13 protein-coding genes are annotated in these 18,805 nt (G+C 40.3%); 8 read left to right on the forward strand and 5 right to left on the reverse strand.

Annotated elements, in window-relative coordinates; all coding sequences use genetic code 11:
• The first annotated feature begins 134 nt into the window (after window positions 1-134).
• The 6 genes from G7B20_RS14515 (at window position 135) to G7B20_RS19515 (ending at window position 9,653) form a co-directional block, all read left to right on the forward strand.
• Window positions 135-716 carry an RNA polymerase sigma factor gene (locus G7B20_RS14515; protein WP_164112143.1) on the forward strand — a complete coding sequence of 194 codons (582 nt, stop codon included), beginning with the start codon at window positions 135-137 and terminating at the stop codon, window positions 714-716.
• Window positions 717-798: 82 nt separating this feature from the next.
• Window positions 799-1,971 (forward strand): FecR family protein, encoded by a 1,173-nt coding sequence (locus tag G7B20_RS14520; RefSeq protein WP_164112144.1) that lies wholly within the window; start codon window positions 799-801, stop codon window positions 1,969-1,971.
• An 89-nt stretch (window positions 1,972-2,060) separates the two neighbouring features.
• A complete protein-coding gene (locus G7B20_RS14525; protein WP_164112145.1) occupies window positions 2,061-5,741 on the forward strand; it encodes a SusC/RagA family TonB-linked outer membrane protein in 3,681 nt (1,226 codons plus the stop codon).
• 21 nt (window positions 5,742-5,762) lie between these two features.
• On the forward strand, window positions 5,763-7,211 hold the full coding sequence (locus tag G7B20_RS14530; protein WP_164112146.1) for a RagB/SusD family nutrient uptake outer membrane protein: 1,449 nt from the start codon (window positions 5,763-5,765) through the stop codon (window positions 7,209-7,211).
• Between the two features lie 76 nt (window positions 7,212-7,287).
• Window positions 7,288-8,484, forward strand: a complete 1,197-nt coding sequence (locus tag G7B20_RS14535) for a thioredoxin family protein (protein ID WP_164112147.1) — start codon at window positions 7,288-7,290, stop codon at window positions 8,482-8,484.
• Window positions 8,485-8,507: 23 nt separating this feature from the next.
• Window positions 8,508-9,653 carry a TlpA disulfide reductase family protein gene (locus G7B20_RS19515; protein ID WP_164112148.1) on the forward strand — a complete coding sequence of 382 codons (1,146 nt, stop codon included), beginning with the start codon at window positions 8,508-8,510 and terminating at the stop codon, window positions 9,651-9,653.
• An 80-nt stretch (window positions 9,654-9,733) separates the two neighbouring features.
• Here the strand turns inward: G7B20_RS19515 and G7B20_RS14545 are convergent, their stop codons facing one another.
• Window positions 9,734-9,979, reverse strand: a complete 246-nt coding sequence (locus tag G7B20_RS14545) for a hypothetical protein (RefSeq protein ID WP_164112149.1) — start codon at window positions 9,977-9,979, stop codon at window positions 9,734-9,736.
• A gap of 324 nt (window positions 9,980-10,303) precedes the next feature.
• Here G7B20_RS14545 and G7B20_RS14550 point away from each other — a divergent pair, with 324 nt between their 5' ends.
• Window positions 10,304-12,196 carry an endonuclease MutS2 gene (locus tag G7B20_RS14550; RefSeq protein ID WP_164112150.1) on the forward strand — a complete coding sequence of 631 codons (1,893 nt, stop codon included), beginning with the start codon at window positions 10,304-10,306 and terminating at the stop codon, window positions 12,194-12,196.
• Between the two features lie 264 nt (window positions 12,197-12,460).
• Entirely contained in the window at window positions 12,461-14,047 is a 1,587-nt protein-coding gene (locus G7B20_RS14555) for a sulfatase (protein ID WP_164112151.1), read from the forward strand.
• A gap of 14 nt (window positions 14,048-14,061) precedes the next feature.
• On the opposite strand, the gene G7B20_RS14560 is transcribed toward G7B20_RS14555, so the two are convergent.
• The 4 genes from G7B20_RS14560 to G7B20_RS14575 all read right to left on the reverse strand — a co-directional run bounded on the left by G7B20_RS14560 (window position 14,062) and on the right by G7B20_RS14575 (window position 18,382).
• A complete protein-coding gene (locus G7B20_RS14560) occupies window positions 14,062-14,529 on the reverse strand; it encodes a hypothetical protein (protein ID WP_205600238.1) in 468 nt (155 codons plus the stop codon).
• 205 nt (window positions 14,530-14,734) lie between these two features.
• Window positions 14,735-16,222 carry an arylsulfatase gene (locus G7B20_RS14565; protein ID WP_164112152.1) on the reverse strand — a complete coding sequence of 496 codons (1,488 nt, stop codon included), beginning with the start codon at window positions 16,220-16,222 and terminating at the stop codon, window positions 14,735-14,737.
• Between the two features lie 209 nt (window positions 16,223-16,431).
• On the reverse strand, window positions 16,432-17,124 hold the full coding sequence (locus G7B20_RS14570) for a DUF1080 domain-containing protein (protein WP_164112153.1): 693 nt from the start codon (window positions 17,122-17,124) through the stop codon (window positions 16,432-16,434).
• A 286-nt stretch (window positions 17,125-17,410) separates the two neighbouring features.
• Window positions 17,411-18,382 carry an NAD(P)-dependent alcohol dehydrogenase gene (locus G7B20_RS14575; protein WP_205600237.1) on the reverse strand — a complete coding sequence of 324 codons (972 nt, stop codon included), beginning with the start codon at window positions 18,380-18,382 and terminating at the stop codon, window positions 17,411-17,413.
• Window positions 18,383-18,805 lie beyond the last annotated feature (423 nt).

Consider the following 18,805-nt stretch of genomic DNA (forward strand, 5'->3'; position numbering starts at 1 on the left):
TTTTTAATAACATCTTATTTAAGTAAAATTAAAAAATAGTTACAGCAGTCTTGTCTCGTATTTATTTATTATTACGTTATAATTATTAGATTTGAGCAATATTGAACGTGTTAAGTGTTGTAGAAAATAATAAGATGGACCAAATGGTTTTGGATTTCCAAGCCGGTAAGCCTGAGGCATACCAGGCTGTGTTCCATCTTTTCTACCAGCCGTTATGTTTATTTCTCACCAAAATGGGATTAGATAGTTTCGTTGTCGAAGAGATTGTTCACGATAATTTCCTAAAGCTTTGGAACAAAAGTGGCGATTTTTTTGAACTTGGCAGTCTTCGGTCGTTCCTCTACGTTAGCTGTAAAAATGCTGCGCTTAATTTATTGGATAAAGAGAAGCGGCTACGTGTCAAGGAAGAAAGCTATAAGTATAGCCAAGAGTGGGTTGATCTTCCGGTCACCCAGCAAATTATTTACACAGAGACTATACAAGAGTTGCATGCTGCCATTGACAGACTTCCAGATCAATGTCAAAAGGTTATACACTTGTTGTTTGTGGAAGGGTATACACCTCAAGAAGTCGCGGATCAATTGGAGGTTAGCACGAGTACAGTGTACAATCAGAAAATGCGTGGTGTTCAGTTACTTCGGAGTATCTTAAACAAAGATCAATTGTTTGTTTTTATGCTTCTTTTTGCAGATGTAATTCATTCGTCTGTAAAATAAAGCTGTTGATCACTAGTGTTTTATGTTTTTCTTTAGAGAATCTTTAGAGATTTTAATCCCTCTTTCTGTTATATAGTTGATTATGGATAGATACTCTCATCATATTGCCCAGATTTTAGTGACAGCTCATTTTTCGGAGTGGACTGCGCAAGAAAAAGCATTAATAAGAGATTGGTTGTCCGAGGATGAGCGGAATCAAGAGGTATTAGACGCTGTCTTACGCAAAGAGGATGTGTCAAAGGATCTAAAATTGCTACAATCTTTCGACACAGCGCATGCTTGGGACAAGCATAAGGCCTTGATAGCTATAGGTTCGCATCCAGAAATCAGAAGTAACACATATAATAAAAAGTTCATCTTCTATTTAGCGGCATCTATAGCTGTAGTGGTAGGCATGGTGTTTTTTAGCATTCAAAAAAGAGTTACAGATCAAGAACATTCTATGACTTCTATTCACCCTGGAGCGAATCAAGCTACATTAAAACTAGCGGATGGTACAGTTGTTCCTTTAAGCACCGGAGAGGATGGCGTTTTGATGGACAATGGACTTACTTATGAAGACGGTGTCAAGGTTGCTGGTGTTGAAAACATTAATTTTTCTTCCTTTGAGATAACTACTCCACGGGGTGGACAGTATCGGATGACCCTACCCGATGGCAGCAAGGTATGGCTTAATGCGGATACCAGATTAGCTTATCGGGAAGATACCTACGAAAGAGTTGTTGATATGGATGGAGAAGCCTATTTCGAAGTAAAGCGAAAATTGAAAAGTGACAAAAATCCAAATGGTGAATTAAAGCCGTTTTACGTAAAGACCAGCAAACAAGAAATCGCCGTATTGGGAACTCATTTTAATGTTAAGTCTTACAAAGAAGATGCGAAAAGCTATACCACGTTGGTTGAAGGGGCTGTCCGTGTACGTACGGATAAAAAAGAGCTTATGTTGATCCCCGGAGAACAGGGAGTAGTTCAGAATAATTCCTTAGATAAAACTCCTGTAGATGTATCTACTGTTTTGGCATGGAAGGAAGGGAGTTTTGTTTTCAATTCGGAGCGTTTGGATGAAATTCTGAAACAAGTGGGGCGTTGGTACGATGTTGACTTTATCATTGAAGATAATAAGTTGAAAGGAGAAAGGTTTGAAGCGATGGTACCACGTTTTGGGCAGTTGGAAGAGCTCCTTGATCTTTTGCGTAAGACTGGTAAGATTAAATTTAAATATGATGACAGAAAGGTGTATGTAAGCGAAAAATAAAAATAAATGGAAGGGTAGAAGCGATTGCGGCGCCTCTACCCGAAGGCCTAAAACTGTAATACAACAATTTTTTTTAAAAACCTAATCAAATGTATGAAAATTATGGACAAGATAACCGTGTCTCGACAGGTTATTTTGCTGGATTAAAACGATTTGTCTGCTATCAACTGATAAGGGGTAGTAGGACATGGAGGAGACAAATTATGCGTGTGTCATTGACTTCTATTTTTATGACTTTCTGTATGATGCAGCTATCTGCTAGTGGCATCGCACAGCAAGTGACACTGAAAGCCAAGTCAACATCTGTTCGTCAGGTCTTTATGGCGATCAACAAACAGACAGGCTACCATTATGTATGGTCTGCCCGTGATGTGGATCCGAATACCAAAATTTCGGTCGATATCGTACAAAAGCCACTAGATCAGGCTTTGGTTTCTATTTTGAACAATTTGGATTTAGGTTATGAAATCGATAATAAAACTATCGTAATCAAAGAGAAATCCAGAGTGATTTCGAGTAATACCGCAAATCGTGTTACGGCTTTGGACGATGTCCAACAAAAGCAGGTATCCGGACGAATTGTAGATGCGCAGGGCAAACCAGTCCGCGGTGTCAGTATCCGTGTGAAAGGAACAGAATTGGGTACTGTGACCGATGAAAAAGGTTATTTTAAGTTTACGCAGACGGTTGACGCGGGTCAAAAGTTAGAGTGTTCTTGTTTAGGCTATAAACCTATGGAGTTAACAGCATCTACCAATATGGGGACGATTGTGCTGCAGAATTTGAGTGCTGAGGTCGAGGCCGTAGATGTCGTTGTCAATACGGGGTACCAAAAAATCAGTAAAGAACGCGCTGCAGGTTCATTTTCTCAGGTTACGGCCAAAGATATGGAGGGCAGGTTGCAGACCAGCTTTTTGGAAAGAGCGGAAGGTTTATTGCCAGGGATGAGCCTCAATTTGAATACTTCATTACTTAATCCTCAGAATAAAAATAATTCCGTAGGGATTGAAGTTCGTGGAAGAGCGACACTTAACGCGGAAGCAGCTCCCTTGATTGTTGTTGACGGCATGCCTTATCAAGGAGATCTGACGGCGCTAAACCCAAACGATATCGAAACGATGACTGTATTAAAAGATGCTTCGGCAGCCTCTATCTACGGAGTACGTTCTTCCAATGGGGTTATTGTCATTACGACAAAAATGGGGAAAGAAGGGCCTGCTAGGATCGATTATGCTAACACGTTATCTTTTAAAGGATTGCCTAGTAAAAAGTACCAGAACCAAATGAGTTCGGCAGAACTCGTAGATTTCCAAAGGCAAATGTTTGGGTACAATTCAACGAACTATTCGTCGATACAAAAAGAGAGATATATGAACGATGTATACCTGATATTGCACGAGCATAAGGCAGGTATGCTATCTGATGAAGAATTGGAGAGTAAGCTAGATGTGTACCGTAATAGAAGCCGCTGGAATCATATGGATGAGTTTTTGAACGGTACCATAATGGACCAACAGCACAATCTATCCCTTTCAGGTGGTACTGATCGTTATAAATACAGCTATTCGTTAAACTATACGCAGCCTGGTGATTATAACAAAGGACGTCCAGTGAATAAGGGGGTCGGTTTTAATGTCAAAAATAATGTAAAACTGACCGATTGGATGAATGTGAACCTAAATGTATTGGGTAAAAATCAGAAACAAAATGGTGATATCGGTTTCAATTATTATGACAACTATGTAGGTGGTAGAGCATCTTATTTTATGCTTCGCAATGCGGATGGCTCGCCAACACATTGGTACGGTGATAAGTCACAGTTTGAAATAGACCGGCTAAATAGTCTGGGACTAGAGGATGAGAGTTATATGCCTATTGAACATGTTAATAAAACCCATGTCAATTTCTTTAACAAATACCTCAATATCAACGTCGGGGCAAACTTTAAGTTAATGAAAGGCTTAACTTTTGACTTGATGTACCAGACAGAGCGCACAGAAGGTTACAACGCTACTACCTACGCGAAAGACAACAATACGGTTACTAGGCAAATTAATGATGCTACGCAGATTGATAAAGATGGAATTATTAAGCGTAACGTGCCACAAGGTGCGCAGTTGTCAGAGCGTCGCAATGACATTAATTCGTATACCTTACGTGGACAGTTGAATTACGAAAATACCTTTGGAGATAAGCACGACATCAATGTGATAGCCGGTGCAGAGCGACGTCAGATTAATAGTCGCTTTACCGATCTCTACAAATACGGCTATGACCCGAGTTCTTTAGTGTACAAAGGTATTAACGAGGACTTATTTGGAGTCAATTTAAAAAATACAGAGTCTTTGTTCGGAAATTACACACTAGAGAAAAAGGAAAAAGGTTTCGAGGATCTCTTGGATCGTTTTGTTTCGTTCTATGCTAACGGGTCTTATACCTACAATCGTAATTTAACCTTGTCAGCTAGTATACGAATGGATCAATCCAACCTCTTTGGTACGGATGTCAAGAGTCAATATAAACCATTATGGTCAGTTGGGGCTTTATATAAATTACCTACGTTCGAGCAAGATTGGCTGGACCGCTTGGCAGTACGTATGACTTATGGTGTAAATGGTAACGTACCTAAAGGTAATGGCCCATATCTCATATCTCAGGTCAATTCACGATTGAATTACTTTACAGGAGAAATGCAGGCTACTATTACATCTCCACCCAACCCTTATTTACGGTGGGAGCGTACAGATATTTTCAATTTTGGTATAGATGTTTCAGTATTTAATCGATTGACAGCCTCAGTAGATATCTATAACAAAAGTACAGCTGATTTGTTAGGACCTACAGCAGTAGACCCTACTTTAGGATGGTCTGTCGTGAACATGAATTACGGTAATATGCGCAACCGCGGGATCGAGGTAGCCTTGAATGCAAAAGTAATACAGTATGATAATTTTAGATGGAATTCTACATTCAATTTTAGCTACAATCAAAATGAAATAACAAATCTTTATACCCAGCAGAGTACGCCTTACAGCTACTATAATACCGTACAGGAGCGTGTAGGTAAGCCAATAGGCAGTTTGTATAGTATTGATTATGAAGGCCTTGATGCTACTGGAGCGCCGCAAGCCCGTAAGGCGGATGGCACACTAGTCAAGACAACACAGCAGTTGAGTGTGGATGATTTGATTTACAATGGTACGACTATTCCTCCGTATAGTGTAGCTTTCCGAAATGGTTTTGACTATAAAGACTTCTCTTTAAACTTTATGTTTGTTTTCAATGGCGGTCATGTGATGCGTTCGGTACGACCAGAGCCTTTGACGAAGTACCCGATGTTAAATTATACCGCCAACTTTGATAGGCTTTGGTTGAACTACTGGAGAAACCCTGGTGACGAAGTGGATGCCGATATCGCTCCGCGTTACATGGCTGGTGCTTCTAACACGGTAACAGATATTTACTCTGCAGGCGATCGATTTGTGGAACGTGCAGACTATATTAAGTTACGTGATATCTCGTTAAGCTATAATTTACCGGCCAAGTTAGTAGAAAAAACACCATTGCGTTATGTTCGTGTTACTGGTCAAGTAATGAATGCGTGGCGTTGGGCAGCTAATAAGCACAATATCGATCCAGAAGTATGGTTCGGTTATGGAAGCACTCCTAGCAATCTTCGCCTTCCGGAGGGATACCGCCCGCCAAGTTCTCCCTCAAGAGGTGTTTTGGCTCCAATAACTTACAGTTTCGGTGTATCGGTTGGTTTATAATTCATTTAATTATCAAAAAACATGAAGAAAGTATTTTCTATAGCTTTAATAGCTTCTATATTCCTTTCAAGTTGTAACTCTTATCTGGACGTGAAGCCTAAAGGGTTTACGATACCAGAATTGCTCAATGACTATCAGTTACTTTTGAATGATCAAGGTCTGATACGTGCCTCGCCAGTATTTTCTAACTACATAACAGACAACATTTTGTCAGGCACTAGGGTCGACGTGAATAGAGGAGCAAGCTTTGACTATTATTCGACATTCCAAAAGCGTTTGTACACTTTTGAACATGGTCCGATATTCGAAGATGGGCAGTATGAGATTTATTGGGAAACTGCATATTCTCATATTTTTACGTTCAATGTAATTATCAATAACGTACTAGCTGCCAAGGATGGTAAGGAGTCCGAAAAGAAACGAGTGTGGGCAGAAGCGAAAGTAGGTAGAGCTTTTGAGTATTTATCTTTAGTCAATATCTATAGCAAGCATTATGATACAGCTACAGCAGATACGGATTTAGGTGTACCTTTGGTACTTACTGAAGATATTACAAAGAGCTATGAGCGTGTATCAGTAGCAAAGATTTACGAATTGGTACGACGTGATTTAGAAGACGCTTTACCTCACCTTGCAACCCATTCAAATAACAAGTACCAAGCCCTAAAGTCTGTTGGATATGGGTTTCTAAGTAGAATGGCTCTATATCAGGGGGATTTTAAAGCGGCCTTGGAAAATGCCAGCGAAGCACTGAAGCTGAACGATTATTTGGAAGATTATAATCTGTATACGACCAAGGAAAAGTCTACTTGGGGAAGGGTACATCTAAAAACAGATGTAGACGAAGAATTTCCAGAAATCAGAGATAACAATGAGGTTCTTTGGGGACGAATGGGGACAGCATCAAACGGATCATTAAATACAGAGGTCTATGCTTCAAATGACTTGATAGATACTTACAAGCGTAACTTGGATGCAGATGCTAAGGACATGCGGTACGAATTATTCTTCTGTCGTGACAGTGCTTCCTTTGGAGCAAATGTAATCCGCTTTCCTGGTCGGGTGCTGTGGGCCCCATGGATAGATTTCAACACTGGGTTCGGAACACCTGAGCTGTACCTGATCGCAGCGGAAGCAGAAGCTCGTATTGGCTCTACAGCAGAAGCATTGCGTTTGATTAACACGTTAAGAGATAAACGTATTGAAAACAATAAGCATATTACCGGTTTGAACAAAGCCCAGACTTTACAGCTAGTTTTGGACGAACGTAATAGGGAAATGCCATTAATCGCGAGTACGCGATTGATTGATTTAAAGCGCTTACACAAGACAGGCGACTTAACCAAGGACATAGTCCATTATGTAGAAGGAAAGGAATTCCGGATGTCATCAGGTGATGCACGAATGATCCTTCCTGTTGCCCCAAAGGCATTGGATATTAACCCCACCATGCCGCAATACGAAAGATAAATCCAAAGGCGTATTACTTTGCAGATCGAGCAACGGTAATGCGCCTTTAAATATTTTAGAAAGCAAATTAATACCTATGAACCGTATTATATTTAGTTTAGTTTTCTTTGTGGCTTGTACATTTGTACAGGCCCAAGAAGCTATCCATTTTAAGAAAATAAGCCTTTCTGAGGCTAAAGCACAAGCGAAGGCAAGTGGCAAGTTGATATTTGTCGATGGTTATACCTCTTGGTGTGCACCCTGCAAATGGATGGAAGGCAATGTCTTCAATCAGGTCGATGCGGCAAAGTTTTACAATGACAATTTTATCAATATCAAATTTGACTGTGAGGTAGGAGAGGGGATTGATGTGGCCAAGCAGTACAATATCCGTAGTTTTCCGACTTATCTATTTTTGGATACGGAAGGCGAGTTAATGTATCGCTCGCAGTCCCGAATGGAAATGCAGGAATTTATCGCCGAGGGCAAGCGTGCGTTAGATCCTAACTTTCAGATTCCGACTATTCGTGCCCGTTATAAGGCTGGTGAGCGAAGCCCGAACTTTTTAGCCGCTTATATTACTACTATGACCAAGGTGGATCCCGTTTCGACAGAGGAAGCTAAAAGTGCTTTGGATGGAATTGCCGATCCTTCATTCTTAAAGTCAGAAGCAGGCTGGAGCATCATTGAGCTATTTGGTCAGAGTCCAAAGGATAAGTATGGCAAATTCTTTATGGACAACCGTCCATATTTCAAAGGCTTACTTTCTGCGGAGGTATTTGAGAAAAAAGAAGCTCATCTGATGAAATATGCGATGTATGATTATATCCGTACTAAGGATGAAGCACAGTTTAAAGAAGGTCTAGCTTATTTTTCAAGTAAAACGGACGAAGCAAGTCAAGTCGATGCAGCGATGTTTAAGGTTGAATGGATAGCAGCTCATGGCACTGATAAGGAATTTATCGATTACACAAATCACTTGCGCAAAGGTCTGTTTAAGCAGGAAGACGAGCGGTTAAGTTTTATCGCTCGACGCTATTCGGGCAAGTATGGAACAAGTAAAGAGCCTTCTGCAAAAGTACTGAAGCAATCTTATGTATTGGCAAAGCAAGCCGTAGCCCTAAATGAGAATTCTTATTCCAATCAAGGTACTTTTGCAGAGATCTGTATCACCTTGAAAAAGAAAAAAGAAGCTGTAAAAGCAGCTGAAGCGGCACGCGCTTTGGCAGAGCTAGAGACCTCTAAAATTGTAAAGATAGCTGATGCGCTTTTAGCTAGAGCACAGGCATTGTAACGTATATGAAAAAGATGAAAGCAATGAAAAATATCCTTTGGACTCTATTGTTGGGCGGCATAGCCATAGGGCAGATACAAGCGCAAGAATTTGATTTCACGATTAAGTTAAAACCAGGTAAAGACGTACCGAAAACGGCAAAGGTATTCGTTCGTTACTTTGTTGATAGACAATTGGTCTTGGATTCGGTGGTGTTCAATGGTAAAGCACAGCGGTATACCAACAAGTTGAACGAAGCAACGCTAGTGAATCTCTACTATTCTCCGGAGGGCGATTCTTTTTTCAGTCGCAACAGGGCCAAAAGATTAGACAAAGTAGATCTATATGTCGATAAAGGAACCACCACAATAAGTTTTGGAAAGGAGATTGCTCAGGCGCAGATTAAAGGATCTACAATTCAGACCGCATTTGCACATTACAGGAGTTTTATGCAGCCAATAGATGTTCAGATAGATAAACTGATGGCACAAAGATCTACACTCTTTGGAATGAAGGAAGAGGGAAAAGTAGAGCTTGAAAACGTGAATCTAGCTTTAGCGCAGATCGAAGAAGAAAAAGCAAAGGCCAAAGAAGTGTATATCAAACAAAACCCCAATTCTTATTTTAGCCTTCTTGCGCTGAAAGAATTAGCTGGGTATGATATTGATACCGACTTTATAGAGCCTTTGTTTTTAAGCTTGTCTCCTCAGTTGCAGGCAGGTCAAGAAGGGCAATTACTTGCCTCAGAAATTGCTATCGCTAAGCTCGTAGGCGTGGGCAAACAAGCCCCCTTATTCAGTCAACCCGATACGAAAGGCAATATCGTGAAGTTGGAGGATTTTAAAGGTCAGTATGTATTGGTCGATTTTTGGGCCTCTTGGTGTGGCCCTTGCCGGGCAGACAACCCTAATCTGGTAAAAGCATACCATGCATTTAAGGATAAAAATTTCACTATCCTGGGAGTATCACTGGATAAGGAAGGCAAGAAGCAGGATTGGCTCAATGCGATCGAGAAAGACGGTTTACCTTGGCAGCAGGTCAGTGATCTTACGGGCTGGAAGTCGGAGGTGGCTGCGTTGTATGGTATCAAGGCAATCCCACAGAATTTTCTCATAGACCCCAATGGAAAGATTGTCGCCAAGAATCTCCACGGTAATAGTCTAGAAAATAAGCTTAAGGAATTGTTGTAGTACAGACTACTATTCCATTTGGGGACTCAACACGAGTCCCCATTTTTATTAGACCGAAATACCGAAGTCATCAAGTATTTTTAATAGTTAACTTCACCTTCCTCAAATTCAATTTTATTGGCGCCTAAGATTCTGGTTCGTGTGAGTGATTTAACCGGTACACCTAATTCAAGTAGAAGTTTATGACCCCGCTGAACTAATTTTTCAATGATAAAGTCCATTCCCGGCAAATGAGCACCGGTCTTTTGCACTAGATCATATATCCCCATTGCTGCGCTGTAATTAGCCAAAAAGTCATCGATAAATACCACCAAGTCTACACTCAAAGCTTCAAATAGCTTTTATAGGTACAATACCTTAGGATAACAAATCACGTCTAAATTGTTTGTTATCTTGAGTTTTCAAGAATAAAAACATATATTTGACAAAAATAGAAAAACATAATAAAATGTCTTTTCTTTCCGTATAAATACCATATCGCAATTTTGTTTCTCCTACCCGAGAGAAGCCTTGTACAGCTAGCAAGTGGCAGTACATAGATTGGATATGGGAAAAATTAAGTTTCAGTTTTTTACTTTTTTACAAGCGACAATATTGTTTCATCGGTATATTTTAGCCGATGGATACACTATTTACATTATTCTTTTGAAATGAATATTTATCCGGAAAACTTCGAACAAAAAATAGATTTCGATACCATTAGACAGTACCTCAAAGACTACTGTTTAAGCCCATTGGGCATGGAGAAAGTAGATTCCATGACCTTTGCCACAGATTTTAAAGAGATTTCTAACGCACTGATATGCACCAGTGAATTATTAGAGATTATCGCTAGCAAGGAGAGCTTCCCTGCAGATTTCTTTCTAGATATTCGCGTGTCATTGCGGCAGATTGAGAAAGACAGTACCGCTTGGCTATCCGAAAAAGAAATCCCTCTTTTGGCAGACTCGTTAGAGACTATAATACAGATAGTAGATTTCTTAAATAAAGAAGACAATGAAGAAAGAGGATTAAAATACCCTACACTCAACAAGCTATCAAAGTTGATCAAGACGTTTCCTGCTGTAGTGCAAAAAGCTAATTTTATCTTAGATAAATCCAATCAGATAAAAGATAACGCCTCCAAAAGGCTATCAACTATCCGCAAAGGTAAGGTAGAAGCAGAAAAAGATATCATAAAAGCTATGGCTACTGCATTAAGGCAAGCCCAGACACAGGGAATTGTAGACCGCGACGTTCAGGCTGATTTCCGTGGGGGGCATTACCTTATCCCAGTTACTGCAACAAACAAAAAGAAGATTAAAGGTATCGTCCGCGACAGTTCAGGAAGTGGTCGCACATTTTTTATCGAACCGGAAGCGGTTGTTCAAGCATCGATTCGACTCCGAGAGTTAGAAAATGAGGAACGACGTGAAGTCTTACACATATTGACCGAATTTGCCAATTTCATACGACCGGATATCACAGATATTTTGAATTCCTATGACTTTATGGCGATGATTGATTTCATTCGTGCCAAAGCGTTGTTTGCAAGCAGAATCAAAGCAACAATGCCCCTGATCGAAAACAAACAACAGGTTGATTGGTCAAGAGCAATTCATCCTTTATTAGAGATCACCCTACGTCAACAGAATATGCAGACCCATCCGTTGGATATACGACTTACGCCTGAAGATAGGATTTTGGTAGTCTCTGGAGTGAATGCTGGCGGAAAATCACTCTGTCTGAAGACCGTAGCGTTGTTACAGTACATGCTCCAATGTGGCTTATTGATTCCCGTAGACCCTAGGTCCAAAGCAGGGGTATTCCAACACCTTTTCATGGATATAGGCGACGGACAAAGTGTAGTGAACAGTTTAAGCACATATACCTCACATTTACGTAATATGAAGTTTTTTGTTGAAAATCATAACGATAAAACACTGATGCTCATCGATGAATTTGGGGGAGGTACCGAGCCACAGATAGGTGGGGCTATAGCCGAAACATTACTCGATCGTTTCAATAGTAAAAAAAGCTTTGGTTTGATCACCACCCATTTCCAAAACCTCAAACACTTTGCTTACAGGACCGCAGGTATTGTTAATGGTGCGATGCTGTACGATTCGGAAAATAACCGACCGATGTACAAGTTATCGATCGGCACACCGGGTAGTTCATTTGCGATCGAGGTAGCTAGACGGATCGGCTTGGAAGAGACTATTATCGTTGACGCTTCCAACAAAATAGGAAAAGAGTTTGTCAATATGGACGAATTTTTACAAGCCATATCACAGGATAAGTTATACTGGGAGAGTAAGCGGAAAGAGTTAATAGCAGATAAATCCTACAAAGAATCAATTGCTTCACCAACCCTCCTTCCGCTAGCACAAGTAGATTCACCCAAGCACGCGAATGTCACTTTAAGTGTAGGAGACAAAGTATGTATGGTAGATCAGACGGCGATAGGGGTCATCTTAGATATATCAGGACGTCGTGCTACAGTCGCTTTCGGTACGTTGGAAACGAAAATAGCATTGGATAGATTACAGACTGTCCGCTAGCAGTACAATTTAGGCTGTGCAGATAGGATCTGCACAGCTTTTCGTTATTAGCTCTTGTATATATAAGTAAATTAATCCAAGAGATATTTTAGTCTTTCCAAAATAAGGCGATTATCTATTTAACATAATTATATTTATTGTGTTACTTTTCATTTTTCTTACTTATAGTAAGATACCTTCGTGCCTATATTCCAACTTTCATAGTAGTACAATAGGGGATAATGCTTATATTAGTGCAGATTGATTATAATAACAGTAAGGATTATGAATATAAAAATACTGACAATGTTTATTTTAGCCGTAGCACCCATTTTTGTTATTGCTCAATCTCCCCGCAAGAAACCTAATATAGTTTATATTATGAGCGATGACCACGGCTATCAGGCAGTAAGTGCGTACGGCTATGGGCTCAATCATACGCCACATATTGATAGATTAGCTGACGAGGGAGCATTGTTTACACGGGCTACAGTTACCAATTCATTATGTGCTCCCAGTCGAGCAGTATTATTGACCGGAAAACACAGTTATATAAATGGCAAAATTGACAACGAAGCCACCTTCAATTGGAATCAGGATAATTTTGCTAAGATATTGCAAAAGAATGGTTACCAAACAGCACTTATAGGAAAGATTCATATGGATGGACTACCGCAGGGGTTTGATTATTCCGCTGTACTTATCGATCAGGGCGAGTACTACAATCCTAATTTCATCGTCAACGGGAAGAAGCAACAGATTACAGGGTATGTTACGGATCTAACCACGGATATGACCTTAGATTGGATCGCTAAGAGGGATACAGCTAAACCATTTTGTGTATTATATCATCAAAAGGCACCCCATCGCGAATGGCTGCCCGCCTTGCGGCACATCCAAGAATATACATCTCGAACCTATAAAGAGCCTGCCACATTGTTTGACAATTACGAAGGGAGAGGAACTGCGGCCAAAACTGCAGAGATGAATATCCTTAAACATATGAATTGGGCTGGCGACAATAAGATTCCACCTGCAATGATGGATGAATTGGGGATCAGTGAGTACCTTTCTTGGGACAAAGCTGCATTTAACAATAATCTGGGACGTATGACACCCGACGAACGTGCGAAATGGGATGCCGTATACAACCCGATTATGGCCGAATTCAGAACGAATTACAGACAGATGTCGGATAGCAGCCTAATGCGTTGGCGTTATCAGCGTTATATGCAGGACTATTTGGGTACAGTAGCTGCAGTCGATGATGGGGTAGGACGTCTTTTAGATTTCTTAAAGGAAAACGGCTTGGACGAGAATACTATTGTGGTCTATACTTCAGATCAGGGATTCTATTTGGGAGAGCACGGTTGGTACGACAAGCGTTTTATGTATGAAGAATCCTTACGCACACCGCTGATCATTCGCTATCCAGCCGAAATCAAAGCTGGACAATCTTCAGATGCATTGGTGCAAAATCTAGACTTTGCACCAACGTTGTTAGATTATGCTGGTGTACAGGCGCCTGACGATATGCAAGGAGAGTCATTTCGCGGCCTCCTTAATGGCAACACCGAGAGCTGGCGCGATGTCATTTATTACACCTATTACGAGTATCCCTCCATACACACCGTAAAGCGGCATTACGGTATACGCACGCAGCAATACAAATTGATACATTTTTATTATGATGTAGACGAATGGGAACTTTATGATTTAGAAAAAGATCCTCAGGAATTAAACAATGTATACGATCACCCGGATTATGTCCAAATACGTCAAAGAATGCATCAGAAGCTAGAAGAAACTCGATTGAAGTATAAAGATTCAACCACAAACGACAAACAGTTTTTACCAGTTTCTAAACCATAAAATTAACGGTCGTTTTAGGTATATTTAAGATCGGTATCCAATTGACGTCCATCCTTTAATGCCTGTTTGTCCATTTGTGTGCCTACTATCGCTCCGATAGCCAATCCTATGGGCAAACCAACCCCTAATAACCCCATATTATCAACAACTAGGCCCAATGCGACACCAAAAGGTAGCCCAAAAGCTGACATACCCAAGGGGATCCATAAATTTCGATAGTAATTTTTAGGTACGAGTTTGTGTTCCTTTTCTAGAAATTTCGTCATCTGAGCTTGCCTTTTTAGCAGTTGCTTTTTTAAACTCTTATCCGAAGAAGGAATAGTGTTAAGCTCTTCAACACGTTGATTAATAAATTCAACGGTTGTTTCAGGCAGATTTTTCTTATTTAATTCGTAGATTAATTTCTCGAATAGACCAAATGCTTCGTGGAGCTTAGGTGTGATCTGTAGATCGTCTCTTTTCTTTGGTTCGATAATTTTCATTGTAATTTAGGATTTATCAAACCTACGTAAATTCAGTATTATACACAATACAATTGCGTTGAGATAATAAACAATTTTTTTAAACTCCTATTGCCCATTCGTCCCGTTTTATAGATTAGACCTCCATTCATAAAAATTCCAGTCTCACATAATCTAAAAACATATGGAGACTGGAGTTTGATTTGTGGTTAAGGACTGCGCCAGATTACTTGTGAACAGGCATTTTACTGTTCAAAAATTCCCACTCTCGGATATGTGCATTCTGATGTTCGTTACGTACGATTTCATCAAGTTTTCTCAGCACTTCAGGATGTTCAAGTGCTACGTCATTTTGTTCTTTCGGATCCAGCTTAAGGTCAAACAATGACCAATTAGCCTTCGGGTTGGCTTTTACGTCAGTTTTGACCCCTTTCCAATCGCCCAATCTAATAGCCAGTTGACCTCCTTTTTCAGGGTATTCAAAAAAGATAAATTCTCGGACAGACTGGTTCTTCGATTGCCCCATCAGCGTCGGCAAGAACGAAATACCATCCGTAGTTGGTACTTTTGCTCCCGTTAATTCTGCAAGAGTAGCCATAAGATCATACTGTGCACTAGGAAGGTCAGATTTAGTATCCGCAGGAATATGCTTAGGCCAGCGGGCGATAAACGGTACGCGGATTCCTCCTTCGTATACATCCATTTTTAACCCTCTCAGACCACCAGTACTATTAAACAGTTCCGCATTTACACCACCGTTAAAAGTAGGCCCATTATCGCTGGAAAACATGATGATGGTATTGTCATCTAGCCCCAGTTCTTTGATGTTAGATAGTATTATTCCCACCTGCTCATCCAGATAACTGATCATAGCAGCATACGTTGCTAAGGGGTACTTTTGTGGGTTGTAGCCCTGCCCACCCAGATACGGCTTCTCGTTTTCAAAATACGAATTATAATAAGCTATCCACCGATCAGGAGCCTGCAATGCCACATGAGGTAAGGTGTAAGGTAGGTATAGAAAGAATGGCTCGCTGTTATTAGATTTTATAAATGACACCGCTTTTTCTGTCATTTTATCGACTGCATTCTCGTTGCCCTCAAAACGCTTAAAATTCGCATCAGTAGCTTCAGCTTCTGATAATTGGACATGAATAAAAGTCTCTTTATTTTTCAGAATATCCCTTTTACCATTTTCCCACAAATGCGTAGGGTAGTAGTTGTGTGCCTGCTTTTGATCCAAATATCCGTAAGCATAGTCAAAACCCTGTTTATTAGGATCTCCACTCGTAAAGTGCATCCCAAGACCCCATTTTCCGATGACACCAGTCCTATAACCTTTATCCTTTAGCATACGGGCTATTGTGAATGTACCTTCCGGTAGTGGCATTTGACCTCCTTCATCGCGGTCACTGAATCCCCCCATTTCATAGTTCCCACGAATATAGCTATGCCCACCATGCCTTCCGGTGAGCAACATTGCTCTAGCAGGTGCACAGACAGGAGTAGAGGTATAGTGCTGTGTAAACAGCATACCCTCTTTTGCCATCCGGTCGAGATTTGGCGTTTTTATTATCTTTTGGCCATATGCTCCCAGCTCACCGTATCCAAGATCATCCGCATAGATATAAATAATATTAGGCCGATTTTGACCAAAAACATCAGCTAAAGAAAGTAAGGATATTCCGAGTACTAGCGTAATTTTACTTATCATGATTATTTTTCTTTGATACCGATTGGACGTCTTTTATTTCCTTCACGGCCAGTTAAGTAATCACCAAGATCCATTCTGGTTTTTTCCGCGATTTACAAGAGTTGTGTTCCACTTTCGGGGTAAGTTCTTCTATCTTAAGTGACCCGCACCAATAGTTAATTCAACCGCTTCTCTTGACACAAGTAAGAATAAACGATTCGGTTTATCCTTTATTTCGAAAGCTGATTAATTGGAGTTAGTAAAACCTTACGAAACTCAACTTCAGCTCCCTCAGCTTGAAGGGCAATCTGTCCACTATTTGCAGTACAGTCGTAACCTTCGTTCACGAGGTCACCATTTAACCACACTTTTATGATCCGGTCCAAGCATTCAATCTTCATGTTGTTCCATTCTCCGAGCGGCTTCTCCGAGTGATCGGTAAGATTCAATATTCTACGTTTTTTCCCTTCTGTAATCCCCCATGTAGCTTCCTCACCGCGTCGTTCCACCATATTGGGGACATTAACATCCTCTACAATACACCAAAAATCTCCCGCATTTTCATGCATCATCTGTATCTCCATGGATTTTGGAAACATTCCGTAGAGCGCGCGCGGAGTAGAAGCGTGTACCAATACCCCACAGTTTCCAGGCTCGCCCGCAAAGCGATACTCTACAGTCAGGCTATAATTCTTATACGAGTTATCTGTTATGATATGACCATTTGGGGTACCCATACTTACCAACTTACCATCCCTGACAAGGAAAGGACTTTTCAAGGCCGTATTTTTGTCCATGTCCGGAACATCGATGTGCCACCCCGTTAAGTCTTTGCCATTGAACAGACTTTTTGTTTGGGCAAAAGAAGAAAATGAAACCGTTAAGCTGATTACAAGGAAAAAAGATGAAGAACAAAAGTTCATAGATAAACTAGGTTTAAGTTATTATCGTTGCAGCAAACATACATAATAATTTTCTTTTACCTAAATTTGCTTGGTTCAGAATCTTATTTAATATTGTTCGTCTTCTACAAGGAAACCCATACCTTGGGTAGATGGGTTTAAAATAAAGAAAGCTACCGATGACAGGTAGCTTTCTAAATACACGCACTAACTAATAATTTAGTAATTCATATTTATTTCTAGCAAAGCTAGGTAAACTATTCAAGAGTGTATTACGGGTTCCCGTAATAGGCAATTTATTTTCCAGTTATTGATGAGTTTCTGGTACAGCAGGGCGACGTATCTCGATCGAATCATCCATTACTATCACTACATTTCCTTTTTTCCTCCCGTCATCGACATATCTGTGTGCAGATACGATTTCTTTGAACGCGTACATTTTGTCAATAACAGCCTTGCATTTTCTTTTCTCAAATAGTTCTTTCATAAGCTGGAGATGACCAACCGTTTCAGTTGCGATATCAAAACCATTTACGCTTAGAAAAGTCCCATTAGGGTTTAGTAATTTTTTGCACTCCCCAAAGCTCACTTTACCTACGGCATCAAAAATGAAATCGAACCTTTTTTGGCATGTAGAAAAATCCTCACGGTCGTATAAAATAACGCTTTTAACATGTAAACTTTCCATTAGCGCCTTTCCAGCACTACCGCATACTACTGTAAGGTCCGCATCCAGATGTTGCGCCAATTGTACAGCAGCGACACCTACCGAACCCGTCGATCCATAAACAAGAATAGCAGGTTTTTTACACTTTTTGATCCGTGACTTTTCAAAGAAGTATAGCGCTGTATGCCATCCAAAAGGCAGGGCAGCCGCTTCTTCAAAAGTGGCATTGGCAGGCATTATATCAACAACACTTTTATCTTTTACGCTGACATACTCCGCGTAAGTACCAAACTTAAAACCAGTGATTCCGAAAACACGATCCCCTTTTTTAAAACGATTCGTATTTTTTCCCGTTTGTTCAATTACCCCCGCGTATACGGTTCCCAATATAGGTTTCCGAGGTTTGGAAAAGCCTAAAGCCAATCTCATGATCAATTGGAGCAAGACGTTTCCTACCAGTCCGCGAATCTTAACATCACCCGAATTGACAGAGGTTGCCATAACTCTGACTAGAACCTCATTATCTCTACAAAGAGGTTTATCTACTTGCACAATCTGCAACACCTCCGGAGGGCCATATTGCCGGCATACTACGGCTTTCATCTTTTGCATATATAAATAATATAAAATTGCTCACCGAAAAGAGTCCTGCTTCTTGAACAAAGAATCAAATACTATTTAAGGTTTTTTACAATATTACGAATCGGGCAATGGGCAATGCGTTCACTAAAGTTAAGAAATGACAGAAGTATCATTTTTTCTAGCTTCATAGCGATCTACTTAGATATGCTGATACAATTCCTAGGCAGCTTCTTGGTCCGTGTTGAGCTCCCGGTATCAAAAGGTCAAGACTATTTTTGATCAAAGAATATATCGTCCTTTAAAAGTAAGATTTTGAAGTTATACAATTCAATCCCGGTTTTGTTTGTTAATCCCTCTGAAAAAAACGATAAGCATCTGTTTGTTAGCTTTTTGATGAAATATCACAACCTTTCAGCAAGTCAGCCCTGCTAGGAGTAACACATAACGAGTTAA

The organism is Sphingobacterium sp. xlx-96 (genome assembly GCF_011007365.1).
Classification (GTDB): Bacteria; Bacteroidota; Bacteroidia; order Sphingobacteriales; family Sphingobacteriaceae; genus Sphingobacterium; species Sphingobacterium luzhongxinii.